The 17,206-nt window shown below is 64.1% G+C and carries 15 protein-coding genes; 12 read left to right on the top strand and 3 right to left on the bottom strand.

The window, feature by feature from the left end:
* The first annotated feature begins 32 nt into the window (after nt 1–32).
* Genes NEK97_RS05440 through NEK97_RS05425 form a run of 4 tightly spaced genes read left to right on the top strand, consistent with a single transcriptional unit; the run spans nt 33 to nt 4,509 of the window.
* The gene (locus tag NEK97_RS05440; protein WP_257368892.1) at nt 33–1,394 is read left to right on the top strand and encodes a glycosyltransferase family 2 protein; all 1,362 of its coding nucleotides are present in this window, start codon (nt 33–35) and stop codon (nt 1,392–1,394) included.
* The gene (gene xrtS, locus NEK97_RS05435; protein WP_257368891.1) at nt 1,394–1,990 is read left to right on the top strand and encodes an exosortase S; all 597 of its coding nucleotides are present in this window, start codon (nt 1,394–1,396) and stop codon (nt 1,988–1,990) included. Before NEK97_RS05440 ends, xrtS begins: the two co-directional genes overlap by 1 nt.
* Nucleotides 1,980–2,861, top strand: a complete 882-nt coding sequence (locus NEK97_RS05430) for a septum formation family protein (RefSeq protein ID WP_257368890.1) — start codon at nt 1,980–1,982, stop codon at nt 2,859–2,861. Before xrtS ends, NEK97_RS05430 begins: the two co-directional genes overlap by 11 nt.
* On the top strand, nt 2,854–4,509 hold the full coding sequence (locus NEK97_RS05425; RefSeq protein WP_257368889.1) for a hypothetical protein: 1,656 nt from the start codon (nt 2,854–2,856) through the stop codon (nt 4,507–4,509). Before NEK97_RS05430 ends, NEK97_RS05425 begins: the two co-directional genes overlap by 8 nt.
* On the opposite strand, the gene NEK97_RS05420 is transcribed toward NEK97_RS05425, so the two are convergent.
* From NEK97_RS05420 to NEK97_RS05410, 3 genes are read right to left on the bottom strand one after another with little or no spacing between them, the layout of a single operon-like run.
* Nucleotides 4,483–5,124, bottom strand: a complete 642-nt coding sequence (locus tag NEK97_RS05420; RefSeq protein ID WP_257368888.1) for a response regulator transcription factor — start codon at nt 5,122–5,124, stop codon at nt 4,483–4,485. The genes NEK97_RS05425 and NEK97_RS05420 overlap by 27 nt on opposite strands.
* The gene (locus tag NEK97_RS05415; RefSeq protein WP_257368887.1) at nt 5,118–6,344 is read right to left on the bottom strand and encodes a hypothetical protein; all 1,227 of its coding nucleotides are present in this window, start codon (nt 6,342–6,344) and stop codon (nt 5,118–5,120) included. The genes NEK97_RS05420 and NEK97_RS05415 overlap by 7 nt, the downstream gene beginning before the upstream one ends.
* A complete protein-coding gene (locus NEK97_RS05410) occupies nt 6,341–7,570 on the bottom strand; it encodes a sensor histidine kinase (protein WP_257368886.1) in 1,230 nt (409 codons plus the stop codon). Before NEK97_RS05410 ends, NEK97_RS05415 begins: the two co-directional genes overlap by 4 nt.
* Nucleotides 7,571–7,642: 72 nt before the next feature.
* Here NEK97_RS05410 and NEK97_RS05405 point away from each other — a divergent pair, with 72 nt between their 5' ends.
* The 8 genes from NEK97_RS05405 to NEK97_RS05370 all read left to right on the top strand — a co-directional run bounded on the left by NEK97_RS05405 (nt 7,643) and on the right by NEK97_RS05370 (nt 17,181).
* Nucleotides 7,643–8,311 (top strand): response regulator transcription factor, encoded by a 669-nt coding sequence (locus NEK97_RS05405; protein ID WP_257368885.1) that lies wholly within the window; start codon nt 7,643–7,645, stop codon nt 8,309–8,311.
* A gap of 80 nt (nt 8,312–8,391) precedes the next feature.
* The gene (gene pcrA / locus NEK97_RS05400) at nt 8,392–10,935 is read left to right on the top strand and encodes a DNA helicase PcrA (RefSeq protein WP_257368884.1); all 2,544 of its coding nucleotides are present in this window, start codon (nt 8,392–8,394) and stop codon (nt 10,933–10,935) included.
* A 24-nt stretch (nt 10,936–10,959) separates the two neighbouring features.
* On the top strand, nt 10,960–11,649 hold the full coding sequence (locus NEK97_RS05395) for a hypothetical protein (RefSeq protein WP_257368883.1): 690 nt from the start codon (nt 10,960–10,962) through the stop codon (nt 11,647–11,649).
* A gap of 253 nt (nt 11,650–11,902) precedes the next feature.
* Nucleotides 11,903–13,072 carry an ADP-forming succinate--CoA ligase subunit beta gene (sucC, locus tag NEK97_RS05390; RefSeq protein ID WP_257368882.1) on the top strand — a complete coding sequence of 390 codons (1,170 nt, stop codon included), beginning with the start codon at nt 11,903–11,905 and terminating at the stop codon, nt 13,070–13,072.
* An 11-nt stretch (nt 13,073–13,083) separates the two neighbouring features.
* Complete coding sequence (sucD, locus tag NEK97_RS05385) at nt 13,084–13,986, top strand: succinate--CoA ligase subunit alpha (protein WP_235519026.1); 903 nt, start codon at nt 13,084–13,086, stop codon at nt 13,984–13,986.
* 661 nt (nt 13,987–14,647) lie between these two features.
* Nucleotides 14,648–15,052 (top strand): tautomerase family protein, encoded by a 405-nt coding sequence (locus NEK97_RS05380; RefSeq protein ID WP_257368881.1) that lies wholly within the window; start codon nt 14,648–14,650, stop codon nt 15,050–15,052.
* A 162-nt stretch (nt 15,053–15,214) separates the two neighbouring features.
* Nucleotides 15,215–16,219 carry a 5-dehydro-2-deoxygluconokinase gene (iolC, locus tag NEK97_RS05375; protein WP_257368880.1) on the top strand — a complete coding sequence of 335 codons (1,005 nt, stop codon included), beginning with the start codon at nt 15,215–15,217 and terminating at the stop codon, nt 16,217–16,219.
* Nucleotides 16,216–17,181 (top strand): deoxyribose-phosphate aldolase, encoded by a 966-nt coding sequence (locus NEK97_RS05370; protein ID WP_235519031.1) that lies wholly within the window; start codon nt 16,216–16,218, stop codon nt 17,179–17,181. Before iolC ends, NEK97_RS05370 begins: the two co-directional genes overlap by 4 nt.
* Nucleotides 17,182–17,206 lie beyond the last annotated feature (25 nt).

Raw genomic sequence — 17,206 nt, 5'->3', positions numbered from 1 at the left:
CCGATCGGCCAAGCCCTAAGCATCGGAAATTCATGTCGGTACTCGAATCCGCCCAAGCATTGGCTTTTGTGCTGCTGGTGGTTTTTCTGTCGTACATCCTGGTGATCCTGGTCCCGTTCCTGCGGCGAAAGCCTGATCCCGAAGGCGATCCCGGCACCTTCTCCTGGCACGTCTTCATTCCTTGCCGTGACGAGGAAGTGGTGATCGGCAAGACCCTTGAACTGCTCAGGGCGCAATTCCCGCAAGCCCACGTCTGGGTTGTCGACGACGACAGCGACGACGCGACCGCGGAACTCGTCAGCGCGGCCTCCCGCCACGACGACATGATCCACCTGGTCCGCCGCCGGCGTCCGCTTGCCCGCACCGGCAAGGGCGACGCCCTCAACGCCGCATACCGCACCTTGGATTCCTGGCTGCCCGCCGGCGTCGACCGTTCTTCGGTGATAGTCCTGGTGGTCGACGCCGATGGCCACCTTGCTGACAACGCCTTCCGGCAGGCGGCCGGTCCGCTCGCCTTCGGCGACCCCGAAGTAGGTGCCGCACAGACAGCGGTCTGGATGTCCAACCTGGACGATCCCGATCTTCAGGGCGGCGCAGGCCGGGAACGGATCAGGCGCACGTTTGGCCGCTACCTGGTCCTGATGCAGGACATGGAATTCAGGACCACCATCGCGGCGATGCAGTCCCTGAGGCGGCACACGCTGACGGTTGGCCTGGGTGGCAACGGCCAATTCACCCGGCTGTCTGCTCTCGACGCGATCGCCAGGACCTCGGGCCAACCGTGGCACGGGGCATTGCTGGAGGACTACGAACTGGCCATCCACATCATGCTGGGCGGCTATAAGACGGTCTACATGCATGACACCCACGTTGCCCAGGAAGCGCTGCCGGACCTGCGCCGGCTCCTGACGCAACGGACGCGCTGGTGCCACGGCGGCATGCAGTGCAGCACCTACCTGAAACGGATCTTCGAGTCGCCGTACTTCAGCAACGTTGGCGCCATCGAATCCAGCTACTTCCTCATTCAGCCCTTCATCCAGATCATCGGGCTGGTGCTCTGGCCCACGCTGTTCATCACCATGGTGGCGCAGGGCGCCCTGACCATGGGCAGCTTTGTTGCGTGGATCTCGGCAGCGTGGTTCATCATTCCCTTGATCATCGCGACGGGCGTCCTGCCTTTCGCCCTCTGGGGGCTCGTGTACAGGCGGCACGTCGCTCCGGAGAAGAACTTCATGACCGGTATCGCGTGGGGCCTTGGCTATTGGCTTTACATGTACCAGAACTACGTCACCGTGCTGAGGGCCACGTACCGCCTCATCACCGGCCGCCAAGGGTGGGCGAAAACACGCCGCAACCATGAAGCCGACGTCAAACTACTAGCGAAGGAAGCCTAGTGGCTGCGAGCGCCAACCTCAGCGACATCAACGTTCCCCGGGGGCCGCGGGCCATCCCCGTGCAGAAGGCCCGTGGCGGAGGTGTGCTCGGGTTGCTGTTCCTGGCCGCCGCCACGGTGGCCATGCTGCAGCAGGAACACATCAGGGCAGCGGAAGCATGGCTGATGGCTGCGGTTTTCGATGGGATCCTGGGCGGGGCGTCCTACAGCGTGGACGACATCATCTTCCACAACGTGGGGGCAGGCCAGCCCTACGCCCTCATGGTCACCGGACTGTGCTCCAGCGCGGTCCTCCTCACTCCTATCGCCGCGTTGGCGGGGGTCCTGTTCCTGATGGGGCGGATTCCTGTGTCGCGGCTCATGCCTGCCACCCTGATCGCCCTGGCTATCGTCTGCCTGAGCAACGCAACCCGGTATTTCATGATCGCCGCAGCCCAACAGAGCTGGGGACAGCAGGGCTTTGACCTCATGCACCACTTCCTGGGTTCGTTCGTGGTGATCTTCGGCTTCGTGGCCGCCATCATCGTCCTGGTGCGCGCCGCCGTCGTCCGCAAGGACCGATCCGTTGCCAAGCGGAGGGGCCGGCGTGCGTCCTGAACTGCCGGCCGTGCTCCCGGCGCTCGCCATCGCTGCGGCTTTGATCCTGACCGGCTGCGGTGCCGGTCCCGCTACCGATGCGGAGGTTGGTGCGGTCTCCGGGGACAACGCAGTCCGCGTGGGCCAGTGCTACCTCATTTCAACACCGGAAGAGTATGGTGCCAGCAGCCATACGGGTCCGGCGGTTGCCTGTTCCGAGCCGCACACCACCCAGACATTCCTGGTGGCTACGGTGCCTCAGCCGCTGTCCGGGCAAGCGGAGCGTCCGCTCCACGAGCAACTCCAAAACCTCACTGCCCGTTTATGCCCGGCTACGGAACTGCGCAAGTACCTGGGTGGCGCCGAGCGCGACGCCACCACCGGCATGGCCATCACCGGGTACTATCCCACCCGCGCCGCCTGGTCGGCCGGGAGCCGGACTGTCCGCTGCGACGTCCTGACCACCAGGGCTGACCTGGCGCCCAGGGAGACCAGGGCCGATCTCAAGGACGCCCTGGCGAGGCCGGAATCCGCCCCGATCCGGCTTTGCTACACCCAGGAGATCACAGACGGCGTGCTGGGTTCCGAAGGCACTGACACCCCCTGTTCCGAGCCGCACACTACCGAGGATGTCAGTGCTTGGTTCGGGCAGGACGCTTCGCTGGTGCCTTTGGCGGCGCAGCAGGAACGCTGCCTTCCCTTTGTGCTCGACTTCCTGAAGGTGCATGTTCTGCCGGCGGATGTGGAAGTCCGGCCGATAGTCAGGATCGACGGCGGGGCCCGGGCTGTCCGCTGTGGCGTGGCACCGTTGCAGGGATCGGGGCCGGAGCCCTGGACCGGGACCCTTGCCCCTGGTGCCGGCTCTGTGAGTGCGGAGGCCGCGAATGGTTGAGACGACGGTTGGGAAATCAGCCACGATCGAGGACGCTGGGGAGTTCGCTCCTGTTCCCGTGCGGTCCGGCGTGGGCCCACGGCAGGGTGCCCTGCGTCTGGCAGGGAGGTTCCTCGCACGGACGTTCGGTCCCGGAGAGTTGTCACTGGGCGGGGTCCGTACCCCGGCCATCGTTGCTGGCTTGGTGTCCGCCCTGGCGATGCTGGTGCGGTTGTTTGTGCCGGGCCCGGTGGGTGTGGCCGACCAGGGCGATGGCAACGGCTTGGTCTGCTCGCTGGGCGTCAGTAACGTCCGGCCTTGGGACTACGCCGATTTCACGCGGTTCATTTACCCCAGCTGGACACCCCACCCGCTGGTGGGTGAGGCGTGCGGTGCTGCCGGATCCGGTGAGCCGGTGTACTCGTCCCAGCTTGCCTTCCTGTGGCTGGGGAAGCTGGTTACCCCGCTCTTTGGCTGGGGTGAGGGGCTGGATATGCGCGCAGTGGGCATCATCTGCTGCCTGGTTTTCGGCTTTTTGATCGCCGGGCTCGTTGTTGTGCTCCCGGGCCGTGCGAGCTTCCGGATCCTCATCGCCGCTTTGGTGACTGCGGTAATGGCGGATGGCGTCTTCGCTGATTTTTTCATCTCTCCCTACCCGGAGCCCGCAGCCTTCCTGGGAACGCTGGGTTTGTTGGTGGCCCTCTTGAACTACTGGAACGGGACCCGGAGCCGCTGGGTGACCATCCTGCCGGTGGCAGGTGCTGGCATCTTCACCATCGCGGCCAAGCCCGAGATGGTGTCGTGGCTGCCAGTGCTGGTCCTGGCCTTGCTGTGGTTGCCGCAGCGGACCGCTCGACGCGCAAGCCGCCGGGCACCGGAAGGCGGCACTTGGCATCGGTTTGCCCTGCCGGTGGTGGCGATAGCGGTCATTGCGGCTTTCGCGGTGGCTTTCATGGCCGTGCAACCGAAGCGCACCGCCGAGCTGAACCTCTACAACGCGGTTTTTGCTGAACTGCTACCGCACAGCCCCACCCCGGAGGAGGACCTGACCTGGTTGGGGCTCGATCAGGGATTTGTTGCTGCGAGTGGCACTACCGTCGCGTCACCGAGGTCGGCTGCCTTGAACCCGAAATTCCACGAGTTCCAGGAAGAGATGGGCGCCGGCAAACTTGCAGGTTTCTACCTCATCCACCCTGAACGGCTGATTGGGATGGGCGAACGCGGGATTACCGCCATGCTGACGCCTGAACTGGGCTACGTCGGTTCGTTCATGGAGGGACAGGGCCACGAGCCGTTCGCGAAGGACCACCGCTTCCCGGTTGTCTTGGGCCTGTTGACGGCACTGAAGGCGGCGCCCGTTGCTTTGGTGGCAATGCAGCTGCTGACGCTGCTCCTTGGACTCGCCGTGGCCTTCCGCAAGAAGGCCGCCGTAGGACGCCTGGCGGTGGTGGTGGTCGTGGCAGGGTGGCTGCAGTTCTGGGTGGTGGTGCTGTGGTCCGGGCAGCCCGAGATCTATCGGCAGCTACTGCTCTCAGGTTTCCACGCGGCTTTGTGTGTCCCGTTGCTGGTTGCACTGATCAGCATCCTCGCATCCGGGCCGGAGCGGGGACAGCAGCAAACGGCTTCCCAGGCCACGCCCGGATTACGTGATCCAGCCGTCAGCGCTTAGCTGATTCCGCAGGCTGATCACGTTGCTGAGCCTGATCCCGGCGGCCGCATACCGCTGCCTGATCCGATGCAGGTGGGCCTTGACGGTTTGTTCGCTGATGCCCATGGCATCAGCCACCCCACGCACAGGCAAGGCGTCGCTGCCCAGGTAGAGTTCGGCGAGGCGTTGTTCACGAAGCGACAGCTTGATCCGTTCCGGTGCCGTGTCCACCATGACCGCCGCGACTTCCGGGGGCACATAAAGCTTCCCGGCGGCCACGGCACGGATGGCGTGCTCTATATGCTGGGGCCCCGCGGCCTTTGGGACATACCCAAGGGCCCCAGCGGTACAGGCCGCCCCCGCGTCCCATCCGTCCAGCACAGCGGCAAGGACGACGACGCGAAGGCCCGCCCGTACCAAATGGCGCACGGCCGGTAGCAGGTCCTCCTGGCTGTCCAAGGTGCCCAGCACAGCAACCTCGATCTCTTCCGCGGCCCAGCCACTGCCCTGCTCGCTGGGCAGAAGGGCGGTGGAAGTTGCCTTGATCACCAGGTCCGGCGCGTTGCAACGGAGCCAGGCATCCAGTGTGTCGATCATCAATTGGTGGCGGTCCACCACCAGCACCCGGGTCACCATTGCCGGGGCGCTTTCATATGGACAAGGATGCTGGCACCGCCAGGATCCCTTTGGACTCGGGTGTCTCCCAGGGTTTCCAATTCGCTCCACAGGGCCGGGGTGCAGCGGCTGGGATTGAGGTTGCGCACCCTCCACGTGATGAGGATGCAGTCTTCCACGTCGGGTTCAAGAAAGACCTGGAGCTTACGATCGCCGTCCGCACCCCCGACCGGGGTGACACTGCCGTCGACGCTCCCGACCGGGGTGACACTGCCGTCGACGCTCCCGACCGGGGTAGCCAGGAGCATGGTCACTGCCAGGACCGCCGAACGCTTCGCTTGGGGGATGCGCTCCGCCAGGTCCGGCTGGGCCGCCACAGCCACCGTGGATTCCATCCGGGCCAGGCGCAACGCGGCGACGAGCCACGTGCCCGATTGCAGCAGCATCAACTGCCCCCTGAGTTGTGAGGCCAAAGCCTGCGCTTCTTCGGCCACTTTTGGATCCAGGGCAAGCTGTTGGTTCCTGGCCACCTTGGCGAACAGCTCCTGGATTTGGTGGTGCGTCTGTGCCAGCAGATCGGACGGCGAGAACACATCGGACGGCGAGTCGACGATTGGATCAGCGGGTGGTTCCTGCGGAGCGGGTAATGCGTCGCCTTGCCGGGACGCGGCCAGTTCCATACGACTTTGGATACTGATGACCGCCAAGGCTCCCAGAAGGCCCGGAATGAGGGTGATGAAGAAGATGAGGAGCCCTTCACCGGACCCAAAACGGGGCGTCGTAGCGTAATAGACGGCGCTGAGGACCGCGTTGACTCCCACCAGGACCAGGAAACCCATCAGGTCCCACCGCATGCTCAACAGAAAAACCAGGGCCGCCCCCATGAGGACGTTGAACGCCAACGCGGCGTAGCCGGAGTCCGCGGTGACCGTACTCGCCGTGGCAAGTCCGGAGGCGATGGACGTGCCGAGCCAGCCCAAGCGCAGCCAGGGCAAACGCGACGCCCTGGTCTTTGGATCCGAAGCGAACATCGCAAGAGTGAATCCCAGCAGGTCGAAGGCTTGTGCGCCCAGTCTCATGATGTCCCGGTCGCTTCCGTCCAGGGAGTTGGCGGAGGTGACAAAGGAGATCGACCAAACGGTCAGGGTCCCGGCCAAGAGGATGCTGCGGGACAGGAACAAGGGACCGGCTTTGCCCGAAATGTACGGATGTTCCGCCTTCATGCCGGGTCCGCGTTTCATGGTGCGTCCACGTCCAGGACCACGGTGGTGCCGCGGCCGGCGGCGGACAACACCCTGGCGTGGCCGCCCACATCGTTCATGCGCTGCACCACTGATTGCCGTAGGCCGAAGTGCTCCGCTGGCACAGCGTCTGCGTTGAAGCCGGAGCCCGCGTCGCTGATCAGCACCGAAACCGCTGAGCCCGACCGGGAGACGAGGACATCGACGTGGTCGGTGCCGGCATGCCGGGCAGCGTTGACCATGCACTCTTCTGCCGCGTCAACGAGAGCGCTCTGCAGGTTCTCCGGCAACGCGCCGGCCTCGCCATAGACCTCGACCGTGAAAAGCTTGCCGCTTTGGCGGGCGGCCCGGTCCCTCAGCACCTCGGCCAGTTCGGGAACCCCGGAAGGTTCGACGACGGCCATCCCCGCCTGGGTGCGCGGCCCGCCGTCGCCCCGCACTGCTGGGGCGACTGCGGCGTTAGGTGGGGTTGGCCCGGTAACCGGCCCGCCGGCGTCGTGCGTGGCGGAGGCCAGCAGGGCACGTAACTCGTCAGGATCGGCCCCGGCCCCGCCGCGGGCGAGCACTGTCAGCGTCCTCAGGGTCGTGTCGTGGAGGAGCCTGGCCTGGGCCATGGCGGCGTCGGCCGCATCCCGTGCCTGGGCCTGGGCGGTGGCGGATTCCTGCCGGATCGCCTGGTCATCGCAGTGGATGGCCACTGCCTTTGGTGCTGAATGGCGGATGACGAGCATGACGAACCAGGCGCCCAGGACCGTCAACGCGGTGGTGGGGCCCAAGCGGTGGATCACGGACACAGCGTAGGTGTGCCCGAATACCAACAGACCGAGGAACGCGGTAAACAGAACGGAGCGCCACGTGTTCCGTAACGCCAGGACCAGGACAGAGCTTGTAGCCAGAAGAACCGAATGTGCCAGGAGCAGGGAGTCGGAGTCCTGCCGGAACGTGACCCCGGTCAGAAGCTCGGACAAAGTGATCAGGGCCAGGACGGTGACAAGCCGGACGGGCCACGCATCGGTGCGGAGCATCGCAGCAAGGCAGGCGACGAGGACAACCACAACAGCGGTGGTGGCGGGGCTTCGCCAAGCGGGCCCGTCGCTGACCGGCCCGGCGTAGATCCATGCGGCCGCGACGAAAACGAAGCTGACCACGGCCCCGCCGCGGGCCAATAAATCCGAACTACCCAGAGCCTCCCGGCTGGCCACCGGTCGGTCGATCCATGCCCCCATGAATGTCTCCCCCGAAACGTGTCACCTAATATGGTGACGACCTAGGCAGAATCATATGTGGGGAGGTCTGAAATGCTGCGCTACCCACTATCCCGACCCACCATCGAAGTGGACATCGTCGAAGACCACGCGGTCCTGCGGGAGGGCCTCGCCCAGTGGATCCAAGCCAATGCCCCAGGGATCCGGGTTGTGGGAAAGTTCGCTTCCTGGGCCGAAGCTGCCGCCCACATCGGAGCCCTCTCGGATGTCGTGGTCCTGGACGTCCTGCTGGGCGACCATGTGCCGCTGCGCGCAAAAATCCAGGCAATCCTGTCCGCCGGACCCCAAGTGGTGGTCTGCAGCTCAGTCCTGGATCCAGCTGTCATGAGGCAGGCCATAGCGGCGGGCGCCCTGGCGTACATTCCCAAGACCGTGGCGGCCGGGGTGGTGGAAAGTGCGATCCGCAACGCAGCGCTGGGAGAGCCTTACATTACGGCGGAAGTCGCGGCGGCACTGGATTCCGAACGGTCCGGGCCGGTGTTGTCGGCCCGGGAACACCAGGTGGTGTCCCTCTATCTGGGCGGAACCGCGGGAACCCTTGCCGAGACGGCCAACGTCCTGGGGATCTCCGTCGATGGGGTGAAGAAGCACCTGGCTTCGGTGCGACGCAAGTTCCAGGACGGTCCCGAACCACTGACCAGGCTCGCACTCAGGGACAGGCTGGTTGCAGGAGGCTGGCTGGTGGAGGACCCAAACCACTAGTGCAGGGAAAGGCATGTAACCGGGGCCTGTGGACAACGCGCCGCTGACTGTCAGGGGCACCGCCTAGACTGGTAGGCACCATGGATATGTTGTTCGACCCCTACGCAGACGGACCCTTCAAAGCAGGCACCAAAGCCGCAGTCAAGGCTGCCCCGGAGCTCTCCGGCTCCGGTGGAGGCCTGGGTGGCGCCCGACTGCAGGAGGGCAACGGCGGCTCATCGGGCCCTTCCGACGGGCTTGCCTCGGGAGGGTGGAGCAACAACGGTGCGTCCGGCCTGCCGTCCGCGGATGCGCTCCTTCAAGGGTTGAACCCGCAGCAGGAAGAAGCGGTCAAGCACGCCGGGAGCCCCTTGCTGATCGTCGCCGGCGCCGGTTCGGGCAAGACCCGCGTCCTGAGTAACCGCATCGCCTACCTCATCGCCACTAAGCGCGCCCACCACGGCGAGATCCTGGCCATCACGTTCACCAACAAAGCCGCAGCAGAAATGCGGGAACGCATCGAGGCATTGGTAGGTGCCCGTGCCAAGGCCATGTGGATCTCCACGTTCCACTCATCCTGTGTCCGCATCCTGCGCAGGGAAGCTGCGAATGTCGGCCTCAACTCAAACTTCTCCATCTACGACTCCGCGGATTCGCTGCGCCTGATCACACTGGTGTCCAAGAACCTGGACCTGGATCCCAAGAAGTTCCCGCCAAAAGCCATCCAACACAAGATCTCGGCCCTGAAAAATGAGCTGATCGACGCCGACTCCTTCATTTCCTCGGCCAACCACAACGACCCCTTTGAGCAGGCCGTGGCAGAGGTCTTCAAGGGTTACGCCCAAAGGCTGCGCCAAGCCAACGCCATGGACTTCGATGACCTCATCGCGGAGACCGTCTACATGTTCCGGGCCTTCCCGGCGCTCGCGGAGTCCTACCGGCGGCGTTTCCGGCACGTCCTGGTGGACGAGTACCAGGACACCAACCACGCCCAGTACGCGCTGGTCCGGGAGATTGTGGGCCTGGGAAGCGATAGCGGGGTTGAACCGAGCGAACTGACGGTCGTGGGCGATTCCGATCAGTCCATCTACGCCTTCCGTGGCGCCGACATCCGCAACATCGTGGAATTCGAAGCCGACTACCCCAACGCCCGGACCATCAAGCTTGAACAGAACTACCGCTCCACCCAGAACATCCTCAGCGCCGCCAACTCGGTGATCTCACGCAACCCCAACCGCCAGGAGAAGCGCTTGTGGACTGCGGAGGGCGACGGCGAAAAAATCGTTGGCTACGTGGGCGAGAACGAGCACGACGAAGCCCAGTTCATAGCCAAGGAAATCGACCGCCTGCAGGACGAGGACGGGCTGCGCCCGGGCGACGTCGCCATCTTCTACCGGACCAACGCACAGTCACGGTCCATCGAAGACGTCCTGGTCAGAGTGGGCCTGCCGTACAAGGTTGTGGGCGGCACGCGCTTCTATGAGCGCAAGGAAATCAAGGACGCCCTGGCTTACCTGCGCGTCCTGGTGAACCCGGACGACGACGTCAACCTCCGCCGCGTACTGAACGAACCCAAGCGGGGGATCGGTGACCGTGCGGAGGGCGCTGTTGCGGCTTTGGCGGAGCGGGAACGGACGTCCTTCATGGCGGCCGCACGCCGGGCGGACCAAGCTCCGGGAATGGCCACGCGCTCGGTGAACGCGGTGCTCGGATTCGTGAAACTGCTGGATGACCTCGCCGAAGTTGCCTCGGGCTCGGGCGCTGCGGCAGCCCTGGAAGCGGTGCTGGAACAGACCGGTTACCTCGCCGGCCTGCGTGCCAGCAACGACCCCCAGGATGAGTCACGGGTGGAAAACCTTGCTGAGCTGGTTGCCGTGGTCCGTGAATACGAACGCGACAACCCCGAAGGCACGCTCGGCGAGTTCCTGGAACAGGTTTCCCTGGTGGCCGATGCCGACCAGATTCCGGACGCCCCGGGCGCAGACATCGACGCCGCAGTGGCAGAGGCCAAGCGCATGGGCGTGGTGACACTGATGACATTGCACACGGCCAAAGGCCTGGAATTCCCGGTGGTGTTCCTGACAGGCATGGAACACGGGATCTTCCCGCACCAGCGCTCGGCCACCGATCCCAAGGAACTGGCCGAAGAACGGCGCCTGGCATACGTCGGACTGACGCGTGCCCGCAAGCGGCTCTACGTCACGCGCTCCGAGGTCCGGAGCATGTGGGGCCAGAGCCAGTACAACCCTGCCAGCCAGTTCCTCGAGGAAATTCCCTCCGAGCTGGTGGAGTGGAAGCGTGAAGGCATGAGCCGCCAGGCCGGTGGCTGGGGAAGCGCCCCTATCGGCTCCAACCGTTACGGTGGTTCGTTCTGGGGCGCGGGCACTTCCCGGGGAGCCGCAGCCAGCCCCACCGCAGGTTTCGACGCCGACGTCCCTGCCGCCGTCGCACGCAACAGGGTGCAGCCACAGAAGGAAGTCATTTCCGTGGTGGTGGGGGACAAGGTCAACCACACAAGCTTTGGCAATGGCGTGGTTCTCGGTGTTGAGGGTGCAGGGGACAAGACGGTTGCCAAGGTGAAGTTCGACGTCGGCGAGAAGCGCCTGCTGTTGCGTTACGCGCCCCTGACCAAAATCGACGCCTAGGGCCTGCACGGCATAATAGGTGGCATGCGACGGACTGTATGGGGGATTCTTGCCGCTTTGATGGTGGTTCTGGCCTCGGGTTGTTCCTTTGCCACCAAGGACCCGGACTACGTTCCGCCGGCTCCGTTGCCGCCGCTGGAGCAGCTCCAGCAGGTCCCGGTCACAGAGCAGACCACCTTGTCCGCGGGCGAGGACGTGACCGCCTTCGTCACCGCTGACCGGAACATCGTCTGTGCCATGACATCCTCCCGCGGCGGGCACCTCAACCTGCCCTATGAGCCCAATACCTACTCGGACGCGGCGAACAACAAGTTCGCCGTAGTCCCGGTGGTGCATTGTGAGTTGGCCAAATACGGCAAGCCTGATGTTGCGGACATCGCCGACGACTGCGCCGGGACCGGCCTGGGCTACCTTGGCGGGACAGTGCTGCTGTCCCCGGACAAGGCGGTCTATGGCGCGTGCCGTTCCGGCGTAACACAAATGGAGTCCGAGTTCGGTCCCAAAGGAAGCCGCAACGGACCCATTTCCAAGCTGCGCGAACTGGCTGACGGGCAAAATATCGAGCGCAACGGTCTTCGGTGCTCGGCCTACAACAGCGGGGTCGCCTGCGGAAACGTCTCCGGGGGCGTGGCGTTCTTCGTAACCAGGGATGGGTACCAGCTGATTTCCGACGGCGGCAAAACGGTCCGCGGGACCCTGAAACACACGCCGTAGCTGGCCCCAGCCAGCCCAAAAACCGCTACTTTATGCGGTTTTTCTACATCCGATAGAAGTGTAAGGTTACTCACTTAACGGGTAGTGTGTAGCTGGCGGGACTCCCTAAAGGGCTAAAGTTCCGAGAGGACCTTACGCAATGTGACCGGCTTCAATCCGGTTGTTGACCGCGTACTCTCCGCAGCTGGCTATCGCGGTCATCGCGGTTCCCGGCTGAACAGAAAACTACTTCGACGTAGAAGGACACTAAACCGTGGACCTGTTTGAATATCAGGCGCGCGATATGTTCGAAGCGCACGGTGTACCCGTGCTCGCCGGCATCGTGGCGCACACTCCTGAAGAAGCAAAGGCAGCTGCCGAGAAGATCGGCGGCGTAACTGTCGTCAAGGCACAGGTTAAGGTTGGTGGCCGCGGCAAGGCTGGCGGCGTCAAGGTTGCCAAGACTGCCGAAGAGGCGCTTGAGCACGCCACCAACATCCTGGGCATGGACATCAAGGGCCACACCGTCAACAAGGTGATGATCGCGCAGGGTGCTGACATCGCCGAGGAATTCTACTTCTCGGTCCTCCTGGACCGGGCCAACCGCAACTACCTGGCCATGTGCTCGGTTGAGGGCGGCATGGAAATCGAGCAGCTTGCTGTCGAGCGTCCCGAGGCACTTGCCAAGATCGCGATCGACCCTGCTGTAGGCATCGACCAGGCAAAGGCCGACGAAATCGTCGCCGAAGCAGGTTTCGCTGAAGAACTGCGCGGCAAAGTGGCCGATGTCATTCTGAAGCTCTGGGACGTCTTCAAGAAGGAAGACGCAACCCTGGTTGAGGTCAACCCGTTGGTCCGTACCGGCGCTGGCGACATCGTTGCCCTTGACGGCAAGGTCTCCTTGGACGAGAACGCTGGCTTCCGCCACGTGCACCACGCCACGCTGGAAGACAAGGACGCAGCTGACCCGCTGGAGGCCAAGGCAAAGGCGCAGGACCTCAACTACGTCAAGCTCGACGGCGAAGTAGGCATCATCGGCAACGGCGCCGGTCTTGTGATGTCCACCCTGGACGTCGTTGCTTACGCAGGCGAAAACCACGGCAACGTGAAGCCGGCAAACTTCCTGGACATCGGCGGTGGAGCTTCTGCCGAGGTCATGGCCAATGGCCTGGACGTCATCCTGGGCGACTCCCAGGTCAAGAGCGTGTTCGTGAACGTCTTCGGCGGCATCACCGCTTGTGACGCTGTTGCCAAGGGCATCGTTGGTGCACTGGCCGAGCTCGGTACCTCCGCGAACAAGCCGCTGGTAGTTCGCCTCGACGGCAACAACGTCGAGGAAGGCCGCCGCATCCTGACCGAGGCCAACCACCCGCTGGTTACCCTGGCCGCCACCATGGACGAGGGCGCCGACAAGGCCGCCGAGCTCGCCAACGCAGCTAAGTAAGGGACCCGAGAATGTCTATCTACCTCAACAAAGACTCCAAGGTCATCGTTCAGGGCATCACCGGCGGCGAGGGCACCAAGCACACCGCACTGATGCTCAAGGCCGGCACCAACATTGTTGGTGGCGTCAACGCCCGCAAGGCCGGCACCACGGTCCTGCACGGCGACAAGGAAATCAACGTCTTCGGCACCGTCAAGGAAGCCATGGCTGAAACCGGCGCGGACGTTTCCATCGTCTTCGTACCGCCGGCATTCACCAAGGACGCAGTGGTTGAAGCCATCGAAGCCGGCATCGGCCTCGTTGTTGTCATCACCGAAGGTGTTCCGGTCCAGGACTCCGCCGAATTCTGGGCCCTGGCCCAGTCCAAGGTGGACGCTGACGGCAAGCAGGTTACCCGCATCATCGGACCGAACTGCCCCGGCATCATCACCCCCGGTGAAGCACTGGTTGGCATCACCCCGGCGAACATCACGGGCAAGGGCCCCATCGGCCTGGTCTCCAAGTCCGGTACCTTGACCTACCAGATGATGTACGAACTCCGCGACCTCGGCTTCTCCACCGCTATCGGCATCGGTGGCGACCCCATCATCGGCACCACGCACATCGACGCCCTGGCTGCGTTCGAGGCTGACCCCGAGACCAAGGCAATCGTCATGATCGGTGAAATCGGCGGCGACGCTGAAGAGCGCGCAGCCGACTTCATCAAGGCCAACGTCACCAAGCCGGTTGTCGGCTACGTGGCTGGCTTCACGGCTCCTGAGGGCAAGACCATGGGCCACGCAGGCGCCATCGTTTCCGGCTCTGCAGGCACCGCCCAGGCAAAGAAGGAAGCCCTCGAAGCTGCTGGCGTGAAGGTCGGCAAGACGCCGTCCGAGACCGCCAAGCTGCTGCGCGAAGTTTTCGCCACGCTCTAGCCTTCACGACTGACTGACGACGGCGGCCCGTCACCTTCCGGATGGAAAGGTGACGGGCCGCCGTCGTACTTTAAGCGCCCGTTGTGGGGCCTCTTGTGCGCGCTTTTCGGGTGTTTTGAGGCGCAGAGTGGGCCTCGCAATGTGGGTGCGCCCGTTGTGGGGCCTGTTCAGCATCCCCACCGCCCCCTAACCTCGCAAGCTCGGCCAGGGAACCCTGGCGTTGTGGGCCCTGCTGAGGATTTCTGGCGCAGAGTGGGCCTCGCAAAGTGGGTGCGCCCGTTGTGGGGCCTGTTGAGCGCGCTATTCGGTTGTTTTGCGGCGCAGAGTGGGCCTCGCAATGTGGGTGCGCCCGTTGTGGGGCCTGTTGAGCGCGCTATTCGGTTGTTTTGCGGCGCAGAGTGGGCCTCGCAATGTGGGTGCGCCCGTTGTGGGGCCTGTTGAGCGCGCTATTCGGTTGTTTTGCGGCGCAGAGTGGGCCTCGCAATGTGGGTGCGCCCGTTGTGGGGCCTGTTGAGCGCGCTTTTCGGTTGTTTTGCAGCGCAGAGTGGGCCTCGCAAAGTGGGGCAGGGGTCCGTCCGAATCTACCCGGGCGGGCCTTTGCTGTATCTAGGCTCGAAGTAGTTTGTTAGTATGTTAGGACAAACTATTCGAAGGGAATGCAATGCCACTTGTGCGAATCGACGTGAACCAGGGCCGCTCCGCGGAGGAGTTGACAGCCCTCAGCCGAGCCATCCACGACGCAATTCTGGGCGAGTATGGAATTCCGGAGCGCGACTACTTCCACATCCTCACCGAGCATCCGCAGGGGCAGATCGTGGCGCAGGATGCAGGGCTTGGCTTTGAGCGGACGGCTGGTGTGGTGATGATCCAGATCTTTACCCAGGAAGGTCGGAGCCAGATGGCCAAGAGCTCCCTCTTTGAAGCCATCGCGAGCCGTTTGGCGGCAGTGGGGGTCCGTGGCGAGGACGTCTTTGTGGGCTACGTCGAAAACACTGCGGGGGACTGGTCCTTCGGCTTCGGGCGCAGCCAGTATGTCACCGGAGAACTGGCTGTTCCGCGCAAGTAAAAGCAGTCTGTGTCATGTTGTAAATATGTCAGTACAAACCTTTGACAGGACATGAAATCTGGTGCAAAGTAGTCATGTGGCCCCGCTCACTGAGGGGTGGCAAGGCATCGGGGCCCAGCGCTCAGAGGTTCAGAGTTCACAAGAGAAAGGTCAACGATCATCGTGACCCACGAACTGCTCACAATCGGGCGCATCAGCGTTGATATCTACCCGAACGACATCGGAGTGGACCTGGAGGACGTGACGTCCTTCGGCAAGTACCTCGGAGGTTCGCCCTCCAACGTGGCTGTGGCGGCTGCCCGGCACGGACGTCGCACTGGCGTGATCACGCGGACCGGCGACGACGCATTCGGCACATACCTCCACCGGGAACTGCGCAAATTCAACGTGGATGACTCGTTCGTTTCACCCGTGACCCAATACCCCACGGCGGTGACGTTCTGCGCCATCAAGCCCGCAACAGACGAATTCCCGCTCTACTTCTACGGCCGCTTTCCCACGGCCCCGGACCTGCAGATCCAGGCCGAAGAACTCGACCTGGACGCGATCCGCGAAGCCAGGATTTTCTGGTCCACGGTGACCGGCCTGTGCCAGGAGCCCAGCCGCGGTGCACACCTCGCAGCACACCAGGCCCGCCCCCGGACCAGCCTGAAGGAAGGCCAGTTCACCATCCTGGACCTGGACTACCGGCCGATGTTCTGGAACTCCGAGGAAGAGGCGCGTGCCGAGGTCGCGAAGATCCTCCCGTACGCCACGGTGGCAATCGGCAACGACAAGGAGTGTGCCGTGGCGGTAGGCGAGGGGACGCCCGACGAGCAGGCGGACCGTCTGTTGGCAGCCGGTGTCGAGATCGCCGTCGTGAAGCTTGGCGCTGAAGGCGTGATGGCCAAGACCCGCTCCGAGCGTGTGGTCTCAGCGCCGGTCCCGGTGGAAACCGTCAACGGCCTGGGTGCCGGCGACTCCTTTGGGGGCGCGTTCTGCCATGGCCTGCTGTCCGGCTGGCCCTTGTCCGAAGTCCTGGACTACGCAAACGCCTCGGGCGCGATCGTCGCCTCCCGCGTTTCGTGCGCGGATGCGATGCCGACGCCGGACGAGGTCACCTCGCTGCTCGCCGAACGCGGCCGCCCCATTCCGGGTGCCACCTTTACCGAAGGAGCCGTGCGTTGAGCCCCAACGATGATCCCCGCCGCTACGAGCACCTGAGCCGGATCCGGCTCGAAGATCCGGACGCCGTCGCCCGCGCAGCTGCCACCCGCCGTCGGCATCCGGGCTTGAAGTACGGCCAGCAGAGCTTCATCGTCGCAGCGGACCACCCTGCCCGGGGAGCCCTGTCAGTAGGTTCCGAGCCGATGGCCATGGCTGACCGGCGCGACCTGCTTGACCGCTTGCAGATCGCCCTGGCCAACCCGGCTGTGGACGGGATCCTCGCGTCACCGGACATCATGGATGACCTCCTTCTCCTGGGTGCCCTGGAAGGCAAGCTGGTGTTCGGTTCCATGAACCGTGGCGGCCTGGCTGGCCTGGTCAATGAGTTCGATGACCGCTTTACTGGCCACACCGCCGCCGCCCTTGAGGCCCTCGGTGCAGACGGCGGCAAGATGCTCACCCGCATCTGCCTGGGCGACCCGGATACGGTTGCCACCCTTGAGGCCACAGCCAAAGCCATTGATTCGCTGGCCGAGCGCAAACTCATCGCCATGGTGGAGCCGTTCCTGTCCATCCGCGACGCCAACGGCAAGGTCCGCAACGACCTCCGCGCGGACGCCGTGATCAAGTCGGTAGGCATCGCCGAAGGTCTCGGATCCACCAGCGCCTACACCTGGATGAAGCTTCCGGTGGTGAAGGACATGGAGCGCGTCATGGCCTCCACCACCTTGCCCACCGTTCTTTTGGGCGGGGACCCGGACGGCAGCCAGGATGAAGTTTTCGCTTCCTGGCAGGCGGCCCTTGCACTGCCCGGAGTCCAGGGCCTCACTGTGGGGCGCACGCTGTTGTACCCGCACGACGGCGATGTTGCAGGTGCCGTAGCCACGGCCGCCTCGCTGCTGAACGCCCCGGCGCCCGCTGCCGCCGCCAACGCAAACGGCCATGCCTCCTCAGACCGCATTCCAGTGAAAGTATCGGAGTAAGACCAGTGGGAACAGCAACCCGTCG

The organism is Paenarthrobacter sp. UW852 (assembly GCF_024608385.1).
Lineage (GTDB): Bacteria > Actinomycetota > Actinomycetes > Actinomycetales > Micrococcaceae > Arthrobacter.
The sequence above is the reverse complement of the archived record's forward strand: the minus strand, read 5'-3'. Positions and strand labels throughout refer to the sequence as shown.

What these genes read in the sequence shown, in the direction of transcription:
- NEK97_RS05440 (WP_257368892.1), top strand. Translation starts at nt 33, where the DNA reads ATGTCGGTACTCGAATCCGCCCAAGCATTGGCTTTTGTGCTGCTGGTG.
- NEK97_RS05425 (WP_257368889.1), top strand. Translation starts at nt 2,854, where the DNA reads ATGGTTGAGACGACGGTTGGGAAATCAGCCACGATCGAGGACGCTGGG.
- NEK97_RS05420 (WP_257368888.1), bottom strand. Translation starts at nt 5,124, where the DNA reads ATGGTGACCCGGGTGCTGGTGGTGGACCGCCACCAATTGATGATCGAC.
- NEK97_RS05415 (WP_257368887.1), bottom strand. Translation starts at nt 6,344, where the DNA reads ATGAAACGCGGACCCGGCATGAAGGCGGAACATCCGTACATTTCGGGC.
- NEK97_RS05410 (WP_257368886.1), bottom strand. Translation starts at nt 7,570, where the DNA reads ATGGGGGCATGGATCGACCGACCGGTGGCCAGCCGGGAGGCTCTGGGT.
- NEK97_RS05405 (WP_257368885.1), top strand. Translation starts at nt 7,643, where the DNA reads ATGCTGCGCTACCCACTATCCCGACCCACCATCGAAGTGGACATCGTC.
- pcrA (WP_257368884.1), top strand. Translation starts at nt 8,392, where the DNA reads ATGGATATGTTGTTCGACCCCTACGCAGACGGACCCTTCAAAGCAGGC.
- NEK97_RS05395 (WP_257368883.1), top strand. Translation starts at nt 10,960, where the DNA reads ATGCGACGGACTGTATGGGGGATTCTTGCCGCTTTGATGGTGGTTCTG.
- sucD (WP_235519026.1), top strand. Translation starts at nt 13,084, where the DNA reads ATGTCTATCTACCTCAACAAAGACTCCAAGGTCATCGTTCAGGGCATC.
- NEK97_RS05380 (WP_257368881.1), top strand. Translation starts at nt 14,648, where the DNA reads ATGCCACTTGTGCGAATCGACGTGAACCAGGGCCGCTCCGCGGAGGAG.